Source organism: Actinoplanes sp. CA-131856, assembly GCF_050956135.1.
Taxonomy (GTDB): Bacteria; Actinomycetota; Actinomycetes; order Mycobacteriales; family Micromonosporaceae; genus Actinoplanes.
Genome location: NZ_CP191849.1, coordinates 317,213 through 339,586 on the forward strand (window position 1 = coordinate 317,213; position 22,374 = coordinate 339,586).

At 71.7% G+C, this 22,374-nt stretch carries 20 protein-coding genes and 1 tRNA gene; 16 read left to right on the forward strand and 5 right to left on the reverse strand.

Annotated elements, in window-relative coordinates; genetic code table 11:
* Positions 1-170: 170 nt before the first annotated feature.
* The 8 genes from ssd (at position 171) to ACQP2X_RS01510 (ending at position 5,612) form a co-directional block, all read left to right on the forward strand.
* The gene (gene ssd / locus ACQP2X_RS01475) at positions 171-1,226 is read left to right on the forward strand and encodes a septum site-determining protein Ssd (RefSeq protein ID WP_498693837.1); all 1,056 of its coding nucleotides are present in this window, start codon (positions 171-173) and stop codon (positions 1,224-1,226) included.
* Positions 1,223-2,422, forward strand: a complete 1,200-nt coding sequence (locus tag ACQP2X_RS01480; protein WP_498693839.1) for a TadA family conjugal transfer-associated ATPase — start codon at positions 1,223-1,225, stop codon at positions 2,420-2,422. Before ssd ends, ACQP2X_RS01480 begins: the two co-directional genes overlap by 4 nt.
* Entirely contained in the window at positions 2,419-3,345 is a 927-nt protein-coding gene (locus ACQP2X_RS01485) for a hypothetical protein (RefSeq protein ID WP_498693840.1), read from the forward strand. The genes ACQP2X_RS01480 and ACQP2X_RS01485 overlap by 4 nt, the downstream gene beginning before the upstream one ends.
* On the forward strand, positions 3,342-3,530 hold the full coding sequence (locus tag ACQP2X_RS01490) for a hypothetical protein (protein ID WP_498693841.1): 189 nt from the start codon (positions 3,342-3,344) through the stop codon (positions 3,528-3,530). Before ACQP2X_RS01485 ends, ACQP2X_RS01490 begins: the two co-directional genes overlap by 4 nt.
* A gap of 194 nt (positions 3,531-3,724) precedes the next feature.
* A complete protein-coding gene (locus ACQP2X_RS01495) occupies positions 3,725-4,426 on the forward strand; it encodes a type II secretion system F family protein (protein WP_498693842.1) in 702 nt (233 codons plus the stop codon).
* Positions 4,427-4,568: 142 nt separating this feature from the next.
* The gene (locus ACQP2X_RS01500) at positions 4,569-4,697 is read left to right on the forward strand and encodes a DUF4244 domain-containing protein (RefSeq protein WP_379036790.1); all 129 of its coding nucleotides are present in this window, start codon (positions 4,569-4,571) and stop codon (positions 4,695-4,697) included.
* On the forward strand, positions 4,694-5,128 hold the full coding sequence (locus ACQP2X_RS01505; RefSeq protein WP_498693843.1) for a TadE family type IV pilus minor pilin: 435 nt from the start codon (positions 4,694-4,696) through the stop codon (positions 5,126-5,128). The genes ACQP2X_RS01500 and ACQP2X_RS01505 overlap by 4 nt, the downstream gene beginning before the upstream one ends.
* Before the next feature lie 124 nt (positions 5,129-5,252).
* Positions 5,253-5,612, forward strand: a complete 360-nt coding sequence (locus ACQP2X_RS01510) for an Rv3654c family TadE-like protein (RefSeq protein WP_498693844.1) — start codon at positions 5,253-5,255, stop codon at positions 5,610-5,612.
* A gap of 39 nt (positions 5,613-5,651) precedes the next feature.
* Here the strand turns inward: ACQP2X_RS01510 and ACQP2X_RS01515 are convergent, their stop codons facing one another.
* A complete protein-coding gene (locus tag ACQP2X_RS01515) occupies positions 5,652-8,234 on the reverse strand; it encodes a DEAD/DEAH box helicase (protein ID WP_498693846.1) in 2,583 nt (860 codons plus the stop codon).
* 142 nt (positions 8,235-8,376) lie between these two features.
* On the opposite strand from ACQP2X_RS01515, the gene ACQP2X_RS01520 reads away from it, so the two are divergent.
* From ACQP2X_RS01520 to topA, 6 genes are all read left to right on the forward strand, one after another.
* Positions 8,377-8,736 (forward strand): STAS domain-containing protein, encoded by a 360-nt coding sequence (locus ACQP2X_RS01520; RefSeq protein ID WP_360260427.1) that lies wholly within the window; start codon positions 8,377-8,379, stop codon positions 8,734-8,736.
* Complete coding sequence (locus ACQP2X_RS01525) at positions 8,733-9,173, forward strand: ATP-binding protein (RefSeq protein ID WP_360260424.1); 441 nt, start codon at positions 8,733-8,735, stop codon at positions 9,171-9,173. Before ACQP2X_RS01520 ends, ACQP2X_RS01525 begins: the two co-directional genes overlap by 4 nt.
* Positions 9,174-9,453: 280 nt before the next feature.
* Complete coding sequence (locus ACQP2X_RS01530; protein WP_498693847.1) at positions 9,454-11,796, forward strand: sodium-translocating pyrophosphatase; 2,343 nt, start codon at positions 9,454-9,456, stop codon at positions 11,794-11,796.
* A gap of 53 nt (positions 11,797-11,849) precedes the next feature.
* Positions 11,850-12,380, forward strand: a complete 531-nt coding sequence (locus ACQP2X_RS01535; RefSeq protein WP_498693848.1) for a hypothetical protein — start codon at positions 11,850-11,852, stop codon at positions 12,378-12,380.
* A 1-nt stretch (position 12,381) separates the two neighbouring features.
* Positions 12,382-13,152, forward strand: a complete 771-nt coding sequence (locus ACQP2X_RS01540) for a hypothetical protein (RefSeq protein WP_498693851.1) — start codon at positions 12,382-12,384, stop codon at positions 13,150-13,152.
* A 197-nt stretch (positions 13,153-13,349) separates the two neighbouring features.
* The gene (gene topA, locus ACQP2X_RS01545; RefSeq protein ID WP_498693854.1) at positions 13,350-16,133 is read left to right on the forward strand and encodes a type I DNA topoisomerase; all 2,784 of its coding nucleotides are present in this window, start codon (positions 13,350-13,352) and stop codon (positions 16,131-16,133) included.
* Position 16,134: 1 nt separating this feature from the next.
* On the opposite strand, the gene ACQP2X_RS01550 is transcribed toward topA, so the two are convergent.
* On the reverse strand, positions 16,135-17,436 hold the full coding sequence (locus ACQP2X_RS01550; RefSeq protein WP_498693855.1) for a D-arabinono-1,4-lactone oxidase: 1,302 nt from the start codon (positions 17,434-17,436) through the stop codon (positions 16,135-16,137).
* A gap of 137 nt (positions 17,437-17,573) precedes the next feature.
* On the opposite strand from ACQP2X_RS01550, the gene ACQP2X_RS01555 reads away from it, so the two are divergent.
* Complete coding sequence (locus tag ACQP2X_RS01555; protein WP_498693856.1) at positions 17,574-18,203, forward strand: TetR/AcrR family transcriptional regulator; 630 nt, start codon at positions 17,574-17,576, stop codon at positions 18,201-18,203.
* A gap of 7 nt (positions 18,204-18,210) precedes the next feature.
* Here ACQP2X_RS01555 and ACQP2X_RS01560 read toward each other — a convergent pair whose 3' ends face one another.
* The gene (locus ACQP2X_RS01560) at positions 18,211-19,416 is read right to left on the reverse strand and encodes an amino acid deaminase/aldolase (protein ID WP_498693857.1); all 1,206 of its coding nucleotides are present in this window, start codon (positions 19,414-19,416) and stop codon (positions 18,211-18,213) included.
* Positions 19,417-19,645: 229 nt separating this feature from the next.
* On the opposite strand from ACQP2X_RS01560, the gene tmk reads away from it, so the two are divergent.
* Positions 19,646-21,778: a dTMP kinase gene (tmk, locus tag ACQP2X_RS01565; protein WP_498700768.1), complete on the forward strand. Its 2,133-nt coding sequence runs from the start codon at positions 19,646-19,648 to the stop codon at positions 21,776-21,778.
* A 10-nt stretch (positions 21,779-21,788) separates the two neighbouring features.
* Here the strand turns inward: tmk and ACQP2X_RS01570 are convergent, their stop codons facing one another.
* Entirely contained in the window at positions 21,789-22,235 is a 447-nt protein-coding gene (locus ACQP2X_RS01570; RefSeq protein WP_498693860.1) for a hypothetical protein, read from the reverse strand.
* A 65-nt stretch (positions 22,236-22,300) separates the two neighbouring features.
* Positions 22,301-22,374, reverse strand: a tRNA-Thr gene (locus ACQP2X_RS01575).

Consider the following 22,374-nt stretch of genomic DNA (forward strand, 5'->3'; position numbering starts at 1 on the left):
GCCAACCCCTCCGTGTTCGCCACAACATACCCAACCGGGCCGCCGTCCACCCCTCGGCGGTGGTTCGTCCGTAGCAGATCCGGGCCCGCGTCCGGTCGATATCCACAGGCGCTCCGGCTGTCCACAGGCCCCGTTGCCGAGTTCTACCGGGCTTCGCGACGGTGGGCGCCATGTCCGCACCTCGCCTGCCTCTCGTCGTCACCGCCGACCCCGACCTGCTCGACGACCTGCTCCGGCTCGCCGCCGCCGGAGGCACCCAGGTCGACGTGGCGCCCGACCCGGTGGCCGCCCGTTCGCGTTATGGCCGCGCCCCGCTGGTCGTGCTCGGGGCCGACCAGCTCCGCGCGTGCGGCCGCGCCCGATTGCCCCGCCGCTCACGGATCGCCGCCGTCTATCGGGGCGAGCCGCCGCCGGAGCTCGATGAGCTTGCCCGGCAGTGCGGCGCCGAGCACATCATCGAGCTGCCGACCGCCGAGGGCTGGGTGGTCGACCGCTTCGCCGAGCAGCGCGAGCAGCCCGTGGGCCGGGTCCTGGCCGTGATCGGCGGGCGCGGCGGCGCCGGCGCGAGCATCCTGTCGAGCGGTCTCGCCGTCACCGCCGCCGGTGCCGGTCACCGCACGCTGCTGATCGACGGCGATCCGCTCGGCGGCGGGCTCGACCTGCTGCTCGGCTGGGAACACGTCGACGGCCTGCGCTGGTCGTCGCTCACCGAGGCCGAGGGCCGGGTCGATCCGCCGGCGCTGATCGGCGCGCTGCCGCACCGGGGCGACCTGGTGCTGCTGTCGTTCGCCCGGCACGACTCGCCGGTCGTGCCCGCGCCGGCGATGGCGGCGACCATCGACGCCGCGCGCCGGGCCCGCGACGTGATCGTGGCCGACCTGCCCCGCCGGCTCGACGACGCCGGGGTGCTCGCGCTCGAGACGGCCGACCGGGCGCTGCTGATCGTCCCGGCCGAGCTGCGGGCGGTGGCGGCGGCGACACGGGTGGCCCGGATGGTGCTGACCCACCGCGACGAGCTGTCGGTGGTGGTCCGCGGCCCGGCCCCGGGGCGGCTCAAACCGCGTGACGTGGCCTCGTCCCTGGGGCTGCCGCTGGCCGGGACGCTGCGGCCCGATCCGGCCATGTGCCAGGCCCTGGAGCGTGGTGTGGCGCCCGGGGAGAACAAGCGCGGCGAGCTGTCCGGCCTCTGTCGCCGACTGGTCGGCGAGCTTCTGGAGGCGGCGTGACGGCCTACGGCTCCGCGCCCGCGGTGGCCGGGCGGGTGCGTCACCGGTTCGCGGTGGAGGGAGTCGAGGCCACCCCGGCCGCGGTGGTGCAGGCGGTGCGGCGAGAACCGGCCGCGGCGGTGCTGGGCGACACGGCGGTGCTGCGGCTCGCCGGCCGGGTGCGCGACCAGCTCGTCGGCGCGGGCCCGCTGGCGCCGCTGCTCGACGACCCGGCGGTGACCGACATCCTGGTCAACGGGCTCGAGGTCTGGGTCGACCGCGGCGACGGCCTGTGCCGGGTCCCGGTCGCGATGGGCGATCACGACGAGGTGCGCCGGCTCGCGCAACGGCTGGCGGCGGCCTGCGGGCGCCGGCTCGACGACGGCCGGCCCTACGCGGACGCGCGCCTGCCCGACGGCACCCGGCTGCACGCGGTGCTGCCGCCGGTGGCCACCGACGGGCCCTACCTGTCGCTGCGGACGTTCCGGCAGCGGCCGTTCACCCTCGACGAGCTGGTCGAGCACGGCACGGTCCCGCCGACGGTCGCCCCGGTGCTGGCGGCGATCGTGGCGGCCCGCCTGGCCTACCTGGTCACGGGCGGCACCGGCAGCGGCAAGACGACGCTGCTGGCCACCTTGCTCGGCCTGGTGCCGCCGACCGAGCGGATCGTCCTGGTCGAGGACGCGGCCGAGCTGCGCCCGGTGCATCCGCACGTGGTGGCGTTGCAGGCCCGCACGTCCAACGTGGAGGGTGTCGGCGCGATCGGCCTCACCGACCTGGTCCGCCAGGCGCTGCGCATGCGCCCCGACCGCCTGGTGATCGGCGAATGCCGAGGCGCCGAGATCGTCGACCTGCTGGGCGCCCTCAACACGGGCCACGAGGGCGGCGCGGGCACGCTGCACGCGAACGCGCCGGCCGACGTGCCGGCCCGCCTGGAGGCGCTCGGCCTGCTCGGCGGACTGCCCCGCGCGGCCCTGCACGCGCAGGTGGTGGCCGCGCTCCAGGTGGTCCTCCAGGTCCGCCGGGGTGAGCAGGGCCGGGTGCTCGAGTCGGTGAGCGTCCTGCTGCCCTCCGGCGACCAGAGGCTGGCCACCGTGGTTCCCGCCTGGCGCCGGCTGCGCGGCTCGGGTCCGGGCGCGGCCGCCCTGGCCCGCATGCTGGCGGCGCGTAGTGTCCGGATCCCGGCGGTGCTCTCACCTCCGCAGGGGCCGTCGTGAACTGGTGGGGACCATGCCTGGTGGCGGCGGCCGCGCTGGCGGTCGTCTGGCGAGGGGAGCCGCGGCTGCCCACCTTCGCGGTCACCGTCCAGCGGCAGCGGCTGCTGGCGGCCGTGGCGGCCAGGCCACGACAGGCGCTGGCATGCGCGGTGGGCGGCACGATGGCGGTCGCCCTGATCGCGGGCGGCCCGGTGGCAGCGGTCGTCGCCGCGGTCTACGCCGGACTGGCCGGCCGCGCCCTGATCCGCCGCGCGGCCCACCGCCGGGCGGCCGCGACGCGGGCCGCCGCCCTGGACCTGCTGGCCGCCCTGGCCGCCGACCTGCGCGCCGGTTTGCCGCCGCCGGACCCGGCGCCACTCAACCCGGCCTTGGCACCTCGGGACCTGCCCTTGGCACCTCTCAACCCGGCCTTGGCACCTCGTGACCTGGCCTTGGCGCGTCCTGGCCTGGCCTTGCCGCCCTCGGACTCGGTTGTCGGCCCGGGCTCCGGCTCCGGCGCCGACCCCGGCTCCGGCGCCGACCCCGGCTCCGGCGCCGACCCCGGCTCCGGCGCCGACCCCGGCGCCGACCCCGGCGCCGGCGTCGGCGCTGGGGCGGAACGGCTGTCGCGGCTCACGGCGTCGGTGTGGCGGCTGGCCGAGCGGACCGGAGCGCCGGCCGCCGACCTGGTGGAGCAGATCGAGGCCGACGCGCGAGCGGCCGACCGGGCGGCGGCCTCGGCGGCCGCGCAGGCGGCCGGGGCGCGGGCGACGGCAGTGCTGCTCGCGGCACTTCCGGTCGGTGGCATCGCCCTGGGTCTGTTGATCGGCGCCGATCCGCTCTACGTCCTGCTCCGGACACCGCTGGGCGGGGCCTGCGCGATCGCGGCCGTGCTTCTCCAGTGCGCCGGTTTCGTCTGGGCGGAAAGGCTGGTCGGGCCATGACGGCGGTCTGTGAGCTGGCGGCGTTCCTGCGCGCGGCCGGACCAGTGCGAATGCCCTCGCGGATGTGCTGCGTGGCCGCCCTGGTCGGACGCGAGGCGCCCGACGCGGTGGCCGAGCTGTGCGAGACGCGGCCGACCCTCGACCTCGACGACGCCGACCTGCTTACACCGGCGGTGGCGTCGTGACGCCGTTGTTGATCGCGGCCGCCCTCGCGGTGTTGGTGGTGCCGCTCGGTTTTCCCCGGCGGCGGGCCAAGCGAACGCCGTCATCGGTGGGCCTGTCCGGGCCTGCGGCGTCGCCAGCGGGCTTGTCCGGGCCTACAGCGTCGCCAGCGGGCTTGTCCGGGCCTATGGCGTCGCCAGCGGACTTGGCCGGGCGGATGGTTTCGTCGGTGGCTTTGTCTGGCCGGACGCACTCGTCGCTGGCGGGCTTGTCTGGTCAGCTGCCTTCTTCGGTGGGCTCCGGCTGGGGACGGGCCCGTCTGTCGCCGGTGTGGGGTCGGGTGGCGTTGTCCGTGGGCATCGCGGTCGCGGTAGCCGGCTTCGTCGGCACCTGGTGGGGACTGCTGGCCGGAGCCGTCGCCGGAGTGGGGGCCGAGCGACTTCTCCGGCGGCGCGAGCCGGCCGAAGTCCGGCGGGAACGCCTCGCCGCGGCGGCCGACCTGCCGCTCGGCGCCGACCTGCTGGCGGCGGCGCTGCGGGCGGGCGCCCCGGTCGACCAGGCAGTGGCCGCGGTGGCCGACGCCCTCGACGGCCCGTTGGGCGTCCGCCTGAGACGGACGGCGCGGTCGCTGCAACTGGGCGCGGCGCCGGACGAGGCCTGGGCCCACCTGAACGACATAACCGGGGCTCACCGGTTGGTGGCAGCGGCGGTCCGTTCCAGCGCGAGTGGGGGAGCGCTCGCGGGGGCGCTGGCCCGGCTGTCCGGCGACCTGCGCGCCGGACTGGCGGCGGCGGTGGAGGCGAGGGCCCAGCGGGCGGCGGTCCTGATCGTGCTGCCGCTGGGCGTGTGCTTCCTGCCGGCGTTCTTCCTGGCCGGCCTCGTCCCGGTGATGACCTCCGTCCTGGAGGACGTGCTGTGACGGCCATGTGTGGTGGCCGGCGCGGTGATCGATGGCCGGTCGCTCTGCCAGCGACCGGTGAGGAACACAACCGAAGGAGAACCACGTGCGCAAACTGATCGCGAACGTCGCCCGGCTGCGCGGCGAGGCCGCCGACGCAGGGATGAGCACCGCCGAGTACGCCGTCGGCACGCTGGCCGCCGTAGCGTTCGCCGGAATCCTGCTGAAGGTCGTCACCAGCGGCAACGTGCAGGCGGCGCTGGGCGCGGTCATCGATCGGGCCCTGAAGTGAGACGGCGCCGGCAGCCCGGCCGCGACCTCGGCATGTGGTCCGGCCGCTCCCTAGGCCTATGGTGTGGCCGCGACCGCAGCCGGGCGTCTGGCCGCGACCGTGGGGCGTTCACGGCCGAACTGGCGGCCGGGCTGCCGGCGCTCATGCTGCTGCTCGCGGCCGGCTTGACGGCCGTCAAAGCGGTGACGGCTCAGGCCCAGTGCGTGGCCGTGGCCAGGGACGCGGCGCTGGCCACCGCGCGCGGCGAACCCCGGCCGGATGCCTCGGACGGCCCGCCGGGGGCGGTCGTCCAGATCGGCGGCGAGGGCGACGTGGTCACGGCTCGGGTGAGCGTGCCGATCCGTCTGCTGGGTCGCGGGCCGACGGTGATCACGGTCGAGGGCTCAGCCGTGGCCGCGCGCGAGCCGTCGGCCGGGTCGGGGCCCGGATGAGAGCCGCGATCGTGGGCCGGGATAAGAGCCCTGATCGTGAGGGCTGGAGGCGAGCCGCGATCGCGGGCCTGGATGAGAGCCGTGATCGGGAGGGCCGTAGGAGAGCCGCGATCGTGAGGGCTGGATGAGGGGCCGTGATCGCGGGGCGGCGTCGATTCTGGTGCTGGCCCTGGGGCTGTCTCTCGTCGTGGTCGGGCTGGCCGGGGCGGCCGTGGGGTCGGTCTGGGTGGGAAGGCAGCAGGCGCGGACGGCGGCTGATCTCGGTGCGCTGGCCGGTGCGGCTGAGGCGATCTATGGGGAGGGGGTGGCCTGCGCGCGGGCCGGCCGGTTCGTGGCGGCCAACGGCGGTCGGATGACGTCCTGCGTGGTCAGTGGGCTGGAGATCGTGGTCCGGGTGACGGTCGCGGTGGCACCGGCGTCCGGTCTGGCGTGGCAGGCCACTGCCGCGGCCCGGGCGGGTCCGATCCAGGCGTTGCCGCCCTGATCGCGCCTGGCGTGATGATGGGGCCGCTCTTGTCGGCCCTCAGGCGAGCTCGGCCTGGGCGGGTGCGGTTTGGGCCTGCTCGGTCGGAGCGCTTGCGGTCCGGGTGAGTTCGGTCGGCGCGGGTGCGGTTTGGGCTTGCTTGGTCGGGGTGGGTGCGGTCAGGGCGGTGAGGACGGCGTCGAGGACCTGGACGGCGGCGGGCTTGTGGAGTGGGTTGTTGCCGTTTCCGCACTTGGGGGACTGGACGCAGGACGGGCAGCCGGTCTCGCACGCGCAGGCGGCGATGGCCTCGCGGGTGGCGCTCAGCCAATCCGTGGCGGTTGCGTAGGCGCGTTCGGCGAAGCCGGCGCCGCCAGGGTGGCCGTCGTAGACGAAGACGGTGGGTGCTTCCGTGTCGGCGTGGTTCGCGGTGGACAGGCCGCCGATGTCCCAGCGATCGCAAGTGGCGATCAAAGGGAGCAGGCCGATTGCGGCGTGCTCGGCGGCGTGCAGGGCGCCGGGTACGTCCGGTGGCTCCACGCCGGCCGCCGTCAGGGCGTCCGGGGTGATCGTGAACCAGACGGCTACCGTTCGCAGGTCGCGGACCGGGAGGTCGAGCGGCTTGGTGTCGATCACCTCGCCCGAGCTGACTCGGCGCCGCTGGTAGGAGACCACCTGGCTGGTGACCTCGACGTCGCCCAGGAAGAGGCTGATCGGGCCGGCGTCCACCCGGGAGCGGACGCCGAGCACCGCCACGTCCGTCACGTCGCGGGCGTGCGTCGACCAGTCCGGCTCCTCCTGGTGGACCAGGGCGATCGCGTCGTCCAGGTCCAGGTCGTCGACCACGAAGCTGACGCCCTGGTGCAGATAGACGGCGCCGGTGTGCAGCATCATGTGCGACGAACTCTGGTCGACCGTGCCCAGCAGCCGGCCGGTGGAGGCCTCCACCACCGAGACCGGAGCGCCGCCGGCGCCGCGCAGGTCCACGTCGGGGCGGCCGGGATGTGTCCAGTACCAGCCGGACGGGCGGCGGCGCAGCGCGCCCGAGGCGGTCAAGCCCTCCACCGCGGCGCGGGCCGGCTCGCCGCCGAACAGGGCCAGGTCGGCCTCGGTCAGCGGGGCCTCCGAGGCGGCGCAGCAGAGTTGCGGGCCCAGGACGTACGGGTTGGTGGGGTCGAGCACTGTGGCCTCGACCGGGCGGCCGAACAGGGCCTCCGGGTGGTGCACCAGGTAGGTGTCCAGCGGGTCGTCGCGGGCGATCAGCACGGCCAGCGCCTCGCCGCCCGCGCGGCCGGCGCGGCCCGCCTGCTGCCAGAGCGACGCGCGCGTGCCGGGGTAGCCGCAGATCAGCACGGCGTCCAGGCCGACCAGGTCGACGCCCAGCTCCAGCGCGTTGGTCGAGGCCAGCGCCAGCAGCTCGCCGGAGAGCAGCGCGCGCTCGATCTGGCGGCGGTCCTCGCGCAGATATCCGGCGCGATAGGCGGCCACCCGGTCGCCCAGACCGGGCACGGCCTCGTCGAGCTGCCGCCGGGTGATGGTCGCGACGACCTCGGCGCCGCGCCGGGAACGGATGAAGGCCAGCGTTCGGGTGCCGGCCGTGACGGCGTCGGTGAGCAGGTCGGCGGTCTCCCGGAGCGCGGACCGGCGGACCTGTGGCAGCTCCATTTCGTCCAACTCGGCCGCCGGAATGGCCCCGTCGCCGGAAGCGCTCGCGTCGCCGGAAGCGCTTCCAATGCCGAAGGCGCTCCCGAAGCGGGAAACGCTGCCGCCGCTGCGGGACGGAGTAGTGGGGGAAGAGCCGGGCTGGGTGGGGATGCCGTTCAGATCGACCGGCGCGGGCTGGAGCGGGGGCTCCCACAGGGCGAAGGTCATGGCGCCGCGCGGTGAGGCGTCCTCGGTCACGGCGGTCACCGGCAGGCCGGTCAGGCGGGCGGCCGCGTCGGCCGGATCGCCCGAGGTTGCTGAGGCCAGTACGAAGGTGGGACTGCCGCCGTACCGGGCCGCTGTGCGGCGCACGCGCCGGATCACGTGCGAGACGTGGGAGCCGAAGACGCCGCGGTAGGCGTGGCACTCGTCGATCACGACGTACGTCAAGCGGCGCAGGAACGACGCCCAGCGCGCATGGCCAGGAAGCATCGCATGATGCAACATATCCGGATTTGTGAGTATCAACCGGGAGTGCTGACGGATCCACTCCCGTTCCTCGCGCGAAGTATCACCGTCGTATGTGGCCGGGCGGACCCCGGACAGGCCCAGCTTCGCGACCGCCCGCAGCTGATCCGCGGCCAGGGCCTTGGTCGGCGAGACGTAGAGCGCCGTCGCCCGCCCATCGTCCAGCAGCCGGGTGAGGGCCGGCAGTTGATAGGCGAGCGACTTTCCCGAGCCGGTCCCGGTCGCGATCACCACGTGCGTTCCGGAGTGGGCCAGCGTCGCCGCCGAGGCCTGGTGTTCCCACGGCGACTTGATGCCATGTGCGGTCAGGGCCGAGACTAGATCGGCCGCGGCCCAGCCGGGCCACGGCGCCGTGCGTCCCACGCGCGCGGGCAACTTCTCGATGTGCGTGACGGATGACGAGGAAGCCGACGAGTTGCGGGCCTTCAGCAGGTGCAGCAGGTCGGCGGGGCCGAAGGCAGTCGACGTCACGCACAGCACTGTGACACCGGAATGCCGCGAACCTCAAACGGGTACGACGGTGGGTGCCATGCGACGCCTGAATCCGGGCGGTGGTTAGATTCGCTGGGGAGATCGGCTGCCGGATCAGCGTGCCCCGCAGGGAGGAGGAGCGATGGAGCTGTCCCTTGCGACCCGGACCGTCGACGAGCACACGGTGCTCGAGGTCGGCGGCGAGGTCGACGTCTACACGGCTCCGAGGCTGCGGGAGCGCCTCGTCGAGCTGGTCGATTCCGGCGCGCGCAACGTCATCGTCGACCTCGGCGGTGTCGAGTTCCTCGACTCGACCGGCCTGGGTGTGCTGGTCGGCGCGATGAAGCGCCTGCGCGTGGCGAACGGAAAGTTCGGCCTGGTCTGTTCCAAGGAAGCGCTGCTGAAGATCTTCCGGATCACGGCGCTCGACCAGGTGTTCCCGATCTATCCCACGATCGAGGCGGCGACCCAGGACGGCGACGGCAGCGGTCCGACTTCGTGATGGCGACTGTTCGGCTGTCCTTCTCGCCCGCGCCGGTGCACGTCCGTACGGCCCGGCTGGTCGGCGTCGCCGTGGCCCGCCGTGCCGGCGTCGCCGAGGAACTGCTGGACGAGGTCCGGCTGGCCATCGGTGAGGCCTGCACGCGGGCCGTCGCCCTGCACAACCAGTACGGCCTGCCCGACCTGGTGACGGTCGAGATGTCTGATTCGGACGCCTACACGGTGCGGGTCATCGACCATGCCCCGATCGAGGCCAGCATCGGCCTGACCAAGTTGCCGCCGGACGAGCTGGCGGCCGAGACGCTGACCGACGAGGATCTCACCACCGGCGTCGGGTTCGCGCTGCTGGCCGGTTTCGTCGACGACCTGAAGGTCAGCCCGGTCGCCGACGGGACGGGCACCGAGGTCCGCATGGTGTGGCCCGTGCAGCGCCGATAGGGCATTTCGGACAAAGCCGCAGGGATAACGACAAAGCCGCAGGGATAAACCAGCTTCTATACCCTATTTCTCGCCCGCTAACACAGCGGGAAACATCACCACGACACGGCCGGATCCGGGTGTGACCATCACCACGTCGGCCGATACAGTACGCGAGTTATCAACTACTGCTCCTGGTCCCGCGCCCGCGGGACCCGGTTGTCGTTCCCCTTAGAACGGGGATGCGCCCGGACGGTCTCGTCCGCTGAACCGGGCGCGGTCGGTGTACAGGAGGACATTGATGTCCGGGACCTCGTTAAGTGGTTCCAACGTCACGTTTGTCATCGTGGCGCTGGTATTCGCGCTCATCGCGCTCGGCTTCGCCGCCATGTTCGTCCAGTCGGTGCTCAAAGCTGGCCGGGGAACCAAGAACATGCAGGAGATCGCCGGGGCCGTGCAGGAAGGCGCGTCGGCGTACCTGTTCCGTCAGTTCAAGACCCTCGCCATCTTCGTGGTGATCGCGGTCGTTCTGCTCTTCCTCCTGCCGGTGCACGACACCGACAACGAGGTCTGGGTCAAGATCGGCCGTTCGCTGTTCTTCATCGTCGGCGCCGTCTTCAGCTCGTTCATCGGTGGCGCCGGCATGGCGCTGGCCACCCGGGCCAACCTGCGGGTGGCCGCGGCCGCCGGTGAGAACGGAGGCCGCGAGACCGCGATGGGCATCGCGTTCCGCACCGGTGGTGTGGTCGGCTTCCTCACCGTGGGCCTCGGCCTGTTCGGTGGTGCCCTGGTCGTTCTCATCTTCCGCGGTGACGCCCCGACCGTGCTCGAGGGCTTCGGCTTCGGCGCCGCGCTGCTCGCCATGTTCATGCGGGTCGGCGGTGGCATCTTCACCAAGGCCGCCGACGTCGGCGCCGACCTGGTCGGCAAGGTCGAGCAGGGCATCCCCGAGGACGACCCGCGCAACGCCGCGACCATCGCGGACAACGTGGGCGACAACGTCGGTGACTGTGCCGGCATGGCGGCCGACCTGTTCGAGTCGTACGCGGTGACGCTGGTCGCGGCCCTGATCCTGGGCCAGGCCGCCTTCGGCCAGGACGGCCTGATCTTCCCGCTGATCGTCTCGACGATCGGCGTGGTGATCGCGATCATCGGTGTCTTCATCACCCGGCTGCGCCCGAGCGACCGCAACGGCCTGACGGCCATCAACCGCGCGTTCTACATCTCCGCGGTGATCTCCGCCATCGCCGTCGCCGTGGTCACCTTCATCTACCTGCCCAGCACCTTCGCGGGCTTCAACGACGACGGCATCGAGGCGGGCGTCGCCGCCAGCGGCCGCGACCCGCGCTGGGTGGCGATCGGGGCGGTCGTGATCGGCATCGTGCTGGCCGCCGCCATCCAGGCGCTGACCGGCTACTTCACCGAGACCAACAAGCGACCGGTGCAGGACATCGGCAAGTCGTCGCAGACGGGCGCGGCCACCGTCGTGCTCGCCGGCATCAGCGTCGGCCTGGAGTCCGCCGTGTACTCGGCGCTGCTGATCGGCGCCGGCGTCTACGGCGCCTTCCTGCTCGGCGGCACGTCGCTGACCCTGTCGCTGTTCGCCGTGGCGCTGGCCGGCATCGGCCTGCTCACCACGGTCGGCGTCATCGTCGCGATGGACACCTTCGGCCCGATCTCCGACAACGCGCAGGGCATCGCCGAGATGTCCGGCGACGTCGACGAGAAGGGCGCGCAGATCCTCACCGAGCTCGACGCGGTCGGCAACACCACCAAGGCGATCACCAAGGGCATCGCGATCGCCACGGCCGTGCTCGCCGCCACGGCGCTGTTCGGCTCGTACACCAACAGCCTGGCCACCTCGCTGGCCGACGCGGGCATCCGCCCGGACCAGGTCGGCAACGAGATCCTCGGCCTGCTGAACATCGCCAACCCGCGCAGCATCGTCGGCCTGCTGATCGGCGCGGCCGTCGTGTTCCTCTTCTCCGGCCTGGCCATCAACGCCGTCTCCCGCTCCGCGGGTGCGGTCGTGATGGAGGTCCGCCGCCAGTTCCGCGAGTTCCCGGGCATCATGGACCGCACCCAGCGGCCCGAGTACGGCCGGGTCGTCGACATCTGCACCCGGGACGCGCAGCGCGAGCTGCTCGCCCCCGGCGTGCTGGCCATCATGGCGCCGATCGCCGTCGGCTTCGGCCTCGGCGCCGGCGCGCTCGCGGCCTATCTGGCCGGTGCGATCGGCGCCGGCACGCTGATGGCGGTCTTCCTGGCCAACTCCGGTGGCGCCTGGGACAACGCCAAGAAGCTGGTCGAGGACGGCAACTTCGGTGGCAAGGGCTCCGAGGCGCACGAGGCGACGGTCATCGGCGACACCGTCGGCGACCCGTTCAAGGACACCGCCGGCCCGGCCATCAACCCGCTGCTCAAGGTGATGAACCTGGTCTCGCTGCTGATCGCCCCGGCCGTCGTGGCCTGGAGCATCGGCAGCGACCAGAACAACCCGCTGCGTATCGCCATCGCGATCGTCGCGGCGGCCATCGTGGTCGGCGCGGTCGTCTGGAGCAAGCGCAAGCCCATCTCGATGGGTGACGACACCCCGACCCCGGCGGCCGGCGACACCACGCCGACGGCCAAGGTCACGGCATAACAAAGGCGTACGGGGCATCCACCGTGAGCTGGGTGCCCCGTACGCTGCTCTCCATGCGCTCGGCCCGACCCCTCGCACTGCTGGCTCTGCTCGCGCTCGTGACCCCTCTCGCCGCATGCTCCGGCGCGCACAGCGCGCGAGCCTGGGCGACCTCCGTCTGCACCACGCTCGAGCCGTGGCGCAGTGAGATCGGCTCGCTGGCCACCCGCACCCAGCAGCAGATGGAGACCGCCACCACGCCCAACCAGGCGAAAGAGAACCTGTCGCGGCTCTTCGCCGGCGCCGAGGACGCGAGCGAGCGTGCCCGCGCCGGGGTGCAGAAAGCGGGAGTGCCCGACGTGGACGATGGTGAGAAGATCGCCGACGGTTTCCTCGGCTCGCTCTCCGCCATGCGCGACGCCTACGCCAAGGCCAAGGGCGGCATCGAGGGCCTGCCGACCGCGCCCGCCGAGACCTTCTATCAGCAGGTGACCCAGGTCGTCTCCCAGCTGCAGACCGACTACGAGGCGAGCGGCCTCGACACGAGCAAGCTGAACTCGCAGGAGCTGCAGGCCGCCTTCGACGAAGTGCCCGAGTGCCGGTGAGATGACCGAGACGGGGTGGCCGCTGATCCCGCGCGAGGTTCTGCCCGCGCCGGTCCCGGCTGCCAAGCGCCGGCCGGCGCCGCGCCCGCCGGAGCAGACGTCCGAGGCGGCGAGGCAGCTTCCGATCTTCGGGGCCGAGACCACCGAGCCGTCGCCGGGCGACCTGGCCGGGCTGCTGGCCGGTCCGGGCCGGCTGGGCCGCATGGGCGGCACGGCCCGGGTGTCGGTGGCCGTGGACGCCGCCTGGCGGGTTCACGTGCTGGTCGCCGAGTTGGTCAGCCGGGGGCTGGTGGTCAACTGGCGACCCGTGGAGACCAGCGAAACCGACAAATCCGGCGAGCCAGGGACGACGGCGCAGGAATCGGGCGATGATCAGCCGACCGAGGCGCAGATCACGGAAGTGGACGAGCCACCCGAGGCGAGGCCCCGTTTCGAGGTGCTCACGGCGTACTCCCGAAGGTTGAACGGTCTTGCTCAGGCCTGGCCCGAGGCGGCCGCCGAGCTTTTTCTCAGCGGCCCTCGCCTGCGCCTCTGGGTGGCCGCCGCCGGTGAGCCCGTGCCGGGGGGATATGCGCTGGGTCTGGACCCGGAGAAGGACGCGGCGGAGATCGACGCGGCGCTGGTCCGGGCCGGTCTGTCGGGCCGGCTCTCGGACGACGGGCGGCAATATGTGATCAAGGGGAAGAGGCGTGTCGCCCGCCTCGCCGAGCTGGTCGGAGAGCGGCCCCCGGCGGCGCCGGAAGAGCTCTGGCCTCGGGGCGCGGGTGCGTGATCTTCCTGGATTGTGTCCGACACGACGGCATGTTCCCGGTGTACGGTGTCGCCGTCGGACGCGTGCGGTGGCCGGACCGTTACCATCCGACTTCGGGGTGCGGAGGGAATGAGTGCTCGTCCGGCGCGTTACGTTGAAAGTCTGTGCTCCGCCGAAGTCCGGATGGCGGAACGCTGAGTGCGAAGTATGGGAGTGCCGTGCCGAGTGACGCCAGGACGACCCGTCTGGTCATCGTCGAGTCTCCGTCGAAGGCCAAGACGATCGCCGGTTATCTAGGCCCCGACTATTTTGTCGAGGCCTCGTTCGGCCATGTCCGTGACCTGCCCCGCAAGGCAGCCGACGTGCCCGCCAAGTACAAGGGCGAGTCGTGGGCCCGCCTCGGAGTCGACGTCGACAACGGCTTCCACGCGCTCTACGTCGTCTCCCAGGACCGCAAGGCCCAGATCGCCAAGCTGCAGAAGCTGGCCAAGGAAGTGGACGAGATCTTCCTCGCCACCGATGAGGACCGCGAGGGCGAGGCCATCGCCTGGCACCTGGTCGAGACGATCAAGCCGCGGGTCCCGGTCAAGCGGATGGTCTTCCACGAGATCACCAAGCCGGCCATCCAGGCCGCCGTGGCCAACCCGCGCGAGATCGACCGCGACCTGGTCGACGCGCAGGAGGCCCGCCGCATCCTCGACCGCCTCTACGGCTACGAGGTCAGCCCCGTCCTCTGGAAGAAGGTCATGCCCGGCCTGTCGGCCGGGCGTGTCCAATCGGTGGCGACCCGCATCGTGGTCGAGCGGGAGCGCCAGCGCATGGCGTTCCGCAGCGCCGAATACTGGGACATCCTGGCCACCCTGGCCGTTCAAGGCCAGATCGAGGGTCCTCGCAGCTTCAACGCCACGCTGATCGCGCTCGACGGCGACCGGATCGCCACGGGTAAGGACTTCGAGCCGACCACCGGCCAGGTCAAGCCCGGCGCCGGCGTGGTCCACCTCGACGAGAGCGGCGCCCGCGGGCTCGCCGCCCGCCTCGACGACCGGCCCTTCACCGTCACCCGGGTGGAGGAGAAGCCGTACCGCCGCCGGCCCTATGCGCCGTTCATCACCTCCACGCTCCAGCAGGAGGCCGCCCGCAAGCTGCGGTTCTCCGCCTCGCAGACGATGCGCACGGCGCAGAAGCTGTACGAGAACGGTTACATCACTTATATGCGTACCGACTCGGTCAACCTGTCGGAGACCGCGCTCACCGCGGCCCGCCGCCAGATCGCCGAGCTGTACGGGCCGTCGAACGTGCCGCCGCAGCCGCGCCGCTACACCGGCAAGGTGAAGAACGCGCAGGAGGCGCACGAGGCCATCCGCCCCGCCGGCGACAACTTCCGGACGCCGGGCGAGGTCGCCAACGAGCTCTCCACCGACGAGTTCAAGCTCTACGAGCTGATCTGGCGCCGCACGATCGCGTCCCAGATGACCGACGCCGTCGGTAACTCGGTCAGTGTGCGGATCCGCGCCATCTCGACCGCGAACGAGGAGGTCGACTTCGCCGCCTCCGGCAAGACGATCACCGACCCCGGCTTCCTCCGGGCGTACGTGGAGTCCTCGGACGACGAGAACGCCGAGGCCGAGGACGCCGAGCGCCGCCTGCCGACACTGGTCAAGGACCAGCCGCTGACCGCCGAGGAGCTGGCCGCGGTCGGCCACCACACCTCGCCGCCCGCCCGCTACACCGAGGCGTCGCTGGTCAAGGCGCTGGAGGAGCTCGGCATCGGCCGCCCGTCGACGTACGAGTCGATCATGCGGACGATCCAGGACCGGGGGTACGTCGAGAAGCGCGGCCAGGCGATGATCCCGACCTTCCTCGCGTTCGCGGTGATCGGCCTGCTCGAGGGCCACTATCCGCGCCTGGTCGACTACAACTTCACGGCCTCGATGGAGAGCCAGCTCGACGACATCGCCGGTGGCGACCACGCCGCGCTCGACTTCTTGACCTCCTTCTACTTCGGCAGCCAGACCCCGGGCGCCGACGACTCGATCGCCAAGGCCGGCGGCCTCAAGAAGATGGTCACCGAGAACCTGAGCGCCATCGACGCCCGCTCGGTCAACTCGATCCCGCTCTTCACCGACGAGCAGGGCCGCCACGTGGTGGTCCGGGTCGGTCGCTACGGGCCCTACCTGGAGCGCCGCCTGCCCGACGCCGACGAGGAGGCGCAGGGCGACCGCGCCTCGCTGCCCGAGGGCATCGCGCCCGACGAGCTGACGCCGGAGAAGGTGGACGAGCTCTACCTGGGTGGCGGCGGCGAGCGGTCCCTGGGCGACGATCCGGTCACCGGTGAGGCCGTACAACTGAAATCCGGGCGTTTTGGTCCGTACGTCCAGAGCGGCGAGCGTAAGTCCTCACTGTTCAAGACGCACGTGCCGGACGAGCTCACCCTCGAGCAGGCGCTCAAGCTGCTGACCCTGCCGCGGGTGCTCGGTGCCGACGCCGAGGGCAAGGAGATCTCGGCGGCGAACGGCCGCTACGGGCCGTACGTGAAGCGCGACACCGACTACCGGTCGCTGGAGAACGAGGACAGGCTCTTCACGGTCACCCTCGACGAGGCGCTGGCCCTGCTCGCGCAGCCCAAGACCCGGCAGCGCCGCGAGGCCAAGCCGCCGCTGCGCGAGATGGGCCCCGACCCGGTCACCGAGAAGCCCATGGTGATCAAGGAGGGGCGCTTCGGTCCGTACGTCACCGACGGCGAATACAACGCGTCGCTGCGCCGGGGGCAGACGCCCGAGGAGCTGACCGTCGAGCAGGCGTCCGAGATGCTCGCCGAGAAGCGCGCCAAGGGCCCGGCCCCGAAGAAGAAGGCGACCAAGAAGGCCGCGGCCAAGACGGCCGAGCCCGCCGCCAAGAAGGCGCCCGCGAAGAAGGCGGCGCCGGCCAAGAAGGCCACCGCGGCCAAGAAGGCGGCGCCGAAGAAGGCGGACCCCAAGAAGGCCGCCGCCTCGGCGGAATGATTCAGGCTCCGAGCACCCGGTCCAGGTAATCGTTCGCGAAGACCCGGGCCGGGTCGAGCCGGTCCCGCACGGCCACGAAGTCGTCGAACTTCGGGTAGACCGGGCGGAGGTCCTCGGCCGTGCGGTAATGCAGCTTTCCCCAGTGCGGACGCCCGCCCAGCGGCTGGCAGACGGCCTCCATCGCGCGGAAGTACGGCTCGTAGGTGACGCCGCTGTACTGGTGGACCGCGATGTAGGCGGACTCGCGGCCGTAGCCGTGGGAGAGCCACACGTCGTCCGGGCCGGTGAAGCGCACCTCGACCGGGAACTGCACCTTGAACGGCAGCCCTTCGATGATCCGGGGCAGCGCGTCCAGCACTTCGGGGAGCGCCTCGCGCGGGACCTCGTACTCCATCTCGGTGAATCGAACCCGCCGCGGCGTGCAGAAGACCTTGTCGGAGCGCTCCGTGTAGGTGCGGGCGGTCAGCGCGCGGGCCGCGACCGACTGCACCGTCGGCACGATCGCCGGGACGGCCTTGCCGAGGCGGCAGACGCCCTCCCACACCGTGTTCGACAGGAACTCGTCGTCCAGCCAGCCCCGGAACGAGGACAGCGGCTGGTCGTGCGCGGGCACGCGATTGTTGCGCTTGAGCTGGGCCCGGTCGGTGTACGGGTACCAGTAGAACTCGACGTGGTCGTTGCTCGGGATCCATTCGTCGAGCCCGGCCAGCACGTCGGCCAGCGCCATCGGCCGTTCGTCGGCCAGCAGCGTGAACGCGGGAACGCAGCGCAGCGTCACCTCGACGAGGATGCCGAGCGCGCCCAGCCCGATCCGCGCCGCCTGGAACAGCTCGTCGCCGGCGCCGATGGTGAGGACCTCGCCCGACCCGTTGACGATTTTGACGCCTTCCACGCAGGACGCCAGCGTGCAGTGCGAGGCGCCGGTGCCGTGGGTGCCGGTGGAGATCGCGCCGGCTACCGTCTGCGCGTCGATGTCGCCGAGGTTCGGCATCGCCAGGCCGTGCTCGGCGAGAAGCGCGTTGAGCTTGGCCAGCGGCATGCCCGCCTGCACCGTGACGAGGTCCCCCTGCACCGAGATCAATTCGTTCAGGCGGTGAAGCACCATTCGCTGATCATTTGCGACAGCGATGGCGGTAAATGAATGACCGCTGCCGACCGCTTTTACCTTGCGTCCGTTTCCCGACGCGTCCTTGACGTGGGCGGCCACCTCGTCGACAGTGCCAGGGGTCAGGACGTCGGCGGCGATGGCCTGCTGGTTGCCGCCCCAGTTGATCCAGCGACGGGCGTTCAGGGGGGTCGTCATTATGGCTTTGTCCTCCGTACGAGCGCACAGTCGCACAAAACCGGGAAAGCGGCGTGTCCCGCGCGTCCCGTCGATGCCTCTCGCTCGTTGATCCGAGTAACGTTCCGATTATCACTGCTGAGAGGGAGTGGCGACGCGTGTCGACACCAACCGTCACCACCGGGCCGCTGCGCCGGGTTCCGGTGCAGGGCAGAAGCGTTGCCCGGGTCCAACGCATGCTCGACGCCTGCGCCGAGCTCGTCGACGAGGTCGGCTATGAGGGCCTGACCACGACGCTGCTCGCCGAGCGGGCCGAGGTCGCCATCGGCTCGGTCTACCAGTTCTTCCCCGACAAGCGGGCCATCGTCCAGGCGCTGGCCATGCGCAACATGGACGCCTACCTGCAGAGTCTGTCCGACCGCTTCGGCAGCGAGACCTTCGCCCACTGGTGGGACGGCGTCGACGCGGCCATCGACGCCTACATCGACATGCACCGCAGCGTGCCCGGCTTCCGCACCCTGCACTTCGGCGACGTGGTCGACGTGCACCTGCTCGACGTCGAGCGCGACAACAACGCGGTGATCGCCGACCGCCTGGCCGAGCTGCTGGTCGACCAGTTCCAGCTGATGGACCGGGCGCGGCTGCGGTTCGCGCTGCAGATCTCGGTCGAGGCGGCGGACGCGCTGATCAAGCTGGCGTTCCGGCGCGACCAGAACGGTGACGAGTCCGTGCTGACCGAAGCAAAGGCTCTCATCCGGGAGTACCTGCACCGCCATGTGACCAACTGAGCGGCGGTCACCCCAGGAAGGCATGGCCCTCCCCGCGGTAGGTCGGGGTCGGCGCGGCTGTCTCACCGTCGATCAGCTGAAGCTCGTTGACGTGCTCGCACAGCTCGCCGGCCTTGGCGTGACGGAACCACACCCGGTCACCCGGCCGTAGCGTCGCCGCGGCGGGGCCGACCAGTGGCGTCTGCACCTCGCCGGGTCCCTCGTCGGGCTTGAACTTCAGGCCCTCCGGGAGATACGGGGTGGGCTGACGGGACGTCTCGGCGGGCCCGGAGGCGATCCATCCGCCGCCGAGCACCGTGGCGATCCTCGGCGCGGGGCGCCGCACGACGCTGAGCGCGAAGAAAGCGGCCGGGGTCGGGCGCCACGCGCTGTAGGCGTCGAACAGCGTCGGGCCGTACAGCCCCGAACCGGCGGTGACCTCGGTGACCGCCGGATCGGCGCCGGTCGCGGCCACGCTTCCGGTGCCGCCGCCGTTCACGTACTCCAGGTCGGCGTGCTCGCGGACGGCCTTCACGGCCGCGCCTCGGCGCTGGAGCAGCTCGGGGAACGACCGGGACTGCATCAGGCGGATGGCCCGGCCCTTCAGCGACTGCCCGGGCGGCAGGTCACCCAATCCGGCGATCTGGGCCTCGTACGACATCATCCCGACCAGCTTGAAGCCGGGGCGCTCGACGAGTCGCCGGGCCAGAGCGCCGGCCTGGGCCGCCGAGTGCACGGGCGACCGGCGTACACCCAAATGAATGTGATTTGTCGGACGCCAGGACGAGTCGAGGTCGAGGCAGAGCCGCACCGGCTCGGGCCGGGCCGTCGGCGGCGTCACCTGGTCGACGAGGTCGAGATGACTGGGGTGGTCCACCATGATCGAGATGGCGGCGGCCAGATCGGGCTGAGTGGTCAGCTCGCGCAGGGCGATGCGATCGACGGTGGGGTACGCCACCAGGACGTCATCGGTCAGCCCTTCGCGCACCAGCCAGATCGCTTCGCCCAGGGTGTACGCCATGACGCCGCTCCAGCCGGGCTTGGCCAGCACCCGCTCCAGCAGCGCCCGGCAGCGCACCGACTTGCTCGCCACCCGCAGCGGCTTGCCGCCGGCGCGCGCCACCAACTGCGCGGCGTTGTCGTCGAAGGCGGCCAGGTCGACGGCGGCCACCGGCGTCTCGAGATGCGCGGTGGCCCGGTCGAGCCGCTTCTGCAGGAGTGTGCGGTCGATCACGCGAGCAACTTAACGCGTGATGAAGGCAACGCGAAAGGCCTTCACTTTTTCGATACCCGAACGTGGGTGAACAGGGCGGTCGTGGCCGCCCGATAGAGTGCACCCTGCGGGGATCACGGGAGGTACGGCCATCGACACCGAAAAGCGGGAAACCGCGCCGGTAGACCTGTCGGGAGCGGCGGCCCTGCGGTCCGTGCTGCGCATCCGGCCGTTCCGGCGACTCTGGCTCGTGCTCGGCCTCGCCTCCTTCGGCGACTGGATCGGCCTGCTCGCCACCGGCATCTTCGCCGCCGCCCAGTTCCAGAGCAGCGCCGGGCAGGGCGCGGCCTTCGGCGGCACCATCGCCGTCCGCCTGCTGCCGGCCCTGCTGCTCGGCCCGATCGCCGGTGTCTTCGCCGACCGGTTCGACCGGCGCTACACCATGGTCATCACCGACCTCATCCGCTTCGTCTTCTACGGCTCCATCCCGCTGGTGCCGCTGCTGGGCGGCTCGCCCGGCGTCACCGTGGCCTGGGCCGCCATCGCCACCTTCATCGGCGAGACGATCACGCTGATCTGGATCCCGGCCAAGGAAGCCGCGGTGCCCAACCTCATCCCGAAATCGCGGATCGAGGTCTCGAACCAGCTCACCCTGGTCACGACGTACGGCATCACGCCGATCCTGGCCGCACTGGTCCTCTCGGCGCTGACCGCCGGCGTACAGCAATCAGGGGTGACCCTGCCCGACTGGGCCGAGCCGGTCCAGCTGGCGCTCTATCTGAACGCGATCTCGAGGCTGGTCACCGCGCTCACCGTCTTCTTCGGCATCAAGGAGATCGGCGGCAAGAGCGAGGAACGTCAGCGCGAGGCCCAAGAGCAGAGCATGGTCCGCCAGTTCCTCGACGGCTGGAAATACATCGGCGGCACCCCGCTGGTCCGGGGCCTGGTCCTGGGCATCTTCGGCGCGTTCGCGGCCGGCGGCATCGTGATCGGCGCGGCCAAGACCTTCGCCACCTCTCTGGGCGCCGGTGAAGCCGCGTTCTACCTGCTCTTCGGCACCATCTTCATGGGCTTGGCGCTCGGCATCGGCCTCGGCCCGATGATCATCCGCGAGCTCTCCCGCCGCCGCTGGTTCGGCATGAGCATCGTCCTGGCCAGCGGCTCGGTGATGTTCCTGGGCGTGGCCTTCCACCTGTCCATGGCTTTGGTCGGCGCGCTGCTGGTCGGCGCCGGGGCCGGCATGGCGTTCCTGGCCGGCACGACGCTGCTCTACGGCGAGGTCGACGACGCGGTCCGCGGCCGGGTCTTCGCGGTGGTCCAGATCGGCGTACGGATGGTGCTGCTCCTGGCCATCACCCTGGCCGGCTTCCTGGTCGGCCTGGGCAGCTCCCGCCGCGTCGACCTGGGCGTGCTCAGCTTCGACGTGTCCTTCACCCGCGTCCTGCTGCTGGTGGCGGGCGCGGCCGGGGTGGCGGTGGGCATCAGCTCGTTCCGCCAGATGGACGACAAGCGCGGCGTTCCGGTGCTGGCCGACCTGTGGGGCTCCATTCGCGGCCGTCCGCTCTCGCCGGACGAGCAGTTCGTGCGCAGCGGCGTCTTCGTGGTGTTCGAGGGCGGCGAGGGCGCGGGCAAATCGACACAGGTACGCCGCCTGGCCGCGGCCCTGGAAGCGGCGGGCCACGACGTGGTCGTCACCCGCGAGCCCGGCGCCACCGACGTGGGCGCCCGCATCCGGCGCCTGGTCCTCGACAAGGGCGACGCCCCGTCGGCGCGGGCCGAGGCGCTGCTCTACGCGGCCGACCGGGCCCACCACGTGGCGACTGTGGTCCGGCCGGCCCTGGCCCGGGGAGCGGTCGTGATCAGCGACCGCTACGTGGACTCGTCACTGGCCTATCAGGGCGCCGGCCGCACCCTCCCGGTCGCCGAGATCTCCTGGCTGTCCTCCTGGGCGACCGGCGGCCTCAAACCCGACCTGGTCGTCCTGCTCGACGTCGACCCGACGGTGGGCCTGGGCCGTGTCGACTCCCGGGGCGAGGGCGCGGACCGCCTGGAGAGCGAGTCCCGCTCCTTCCACGAGCGCGTCCGCTACGCCTTCCTCGACCTGGCCGCCGCCGACCCGAGGCGCTACCTGGTCCTCGACGCGGACCGCCCGCCGGAGGAGATCGGCACGGCGGTGAGCGACCGCCTGGCCCCGCTCCTGACCGGCGACGGCGTACACCCGGCCCCGGCCTCCACGGCCGTCCCACCGGCTCCCGACTTCGAGGCGCCCGACCTGATCGCGGCCGACCGCCCGCAGGAACCTCCATTGGAGGAGATGGCCGAGTTGCTGGGCGTCAACGACGACGAGACCCCGGACGGCCCCACCCGAGCCGGCCACCGCTGAACCTCGCCCCCTAGCGCTCGGCCAGCGCGCGCCGGACACCACGAGCCATCCTTCGCGAGGCGTTGGGCTGCTCGAGAAGATCAAGCACCTCGGCCGCACTGAGTTCCGTGCGCCGAGCCAGGGCGAGAGCCGCCGCGAAGGGACGTTCGCCCGGCTGGTTGAGCAGCGCGCGGACATCCCGCAACACCTTCAGCAACGTGGAACGGTCCGCGTTGTGATGCCGGGCTGTCGCGAGCAGGATGCTGTTCCGGGTCCACCGGTCCAGCCCGTCGAGAGAGACAGCGGCGAGCGTGGTGGCGTCGGCGCGTGGAGAACGGGCGACAGCGCTGCGAACAAAGGAGAAAGGGTTCCGGCCCAGCTGCCGCAAGCCTTCCTGATCAATCCGAGGATCGTCGACGAGGTCGCGGTAGTCGACGGGCGTGCGCTCGCGCGGCAACAGCTCATAGATGTCGACCACCCGAGAATCCTGCCACGCGGGGCAAAAAAAGAAAGCCCAGGTCGCTGACCTGGGCTTTCTCTCTGAGCCGCCTGTCGGAATCGAACCGACGACCTACGCATTACGAGTGCGTCGCTCTAGCCGACTGAGCTAAGGCGGC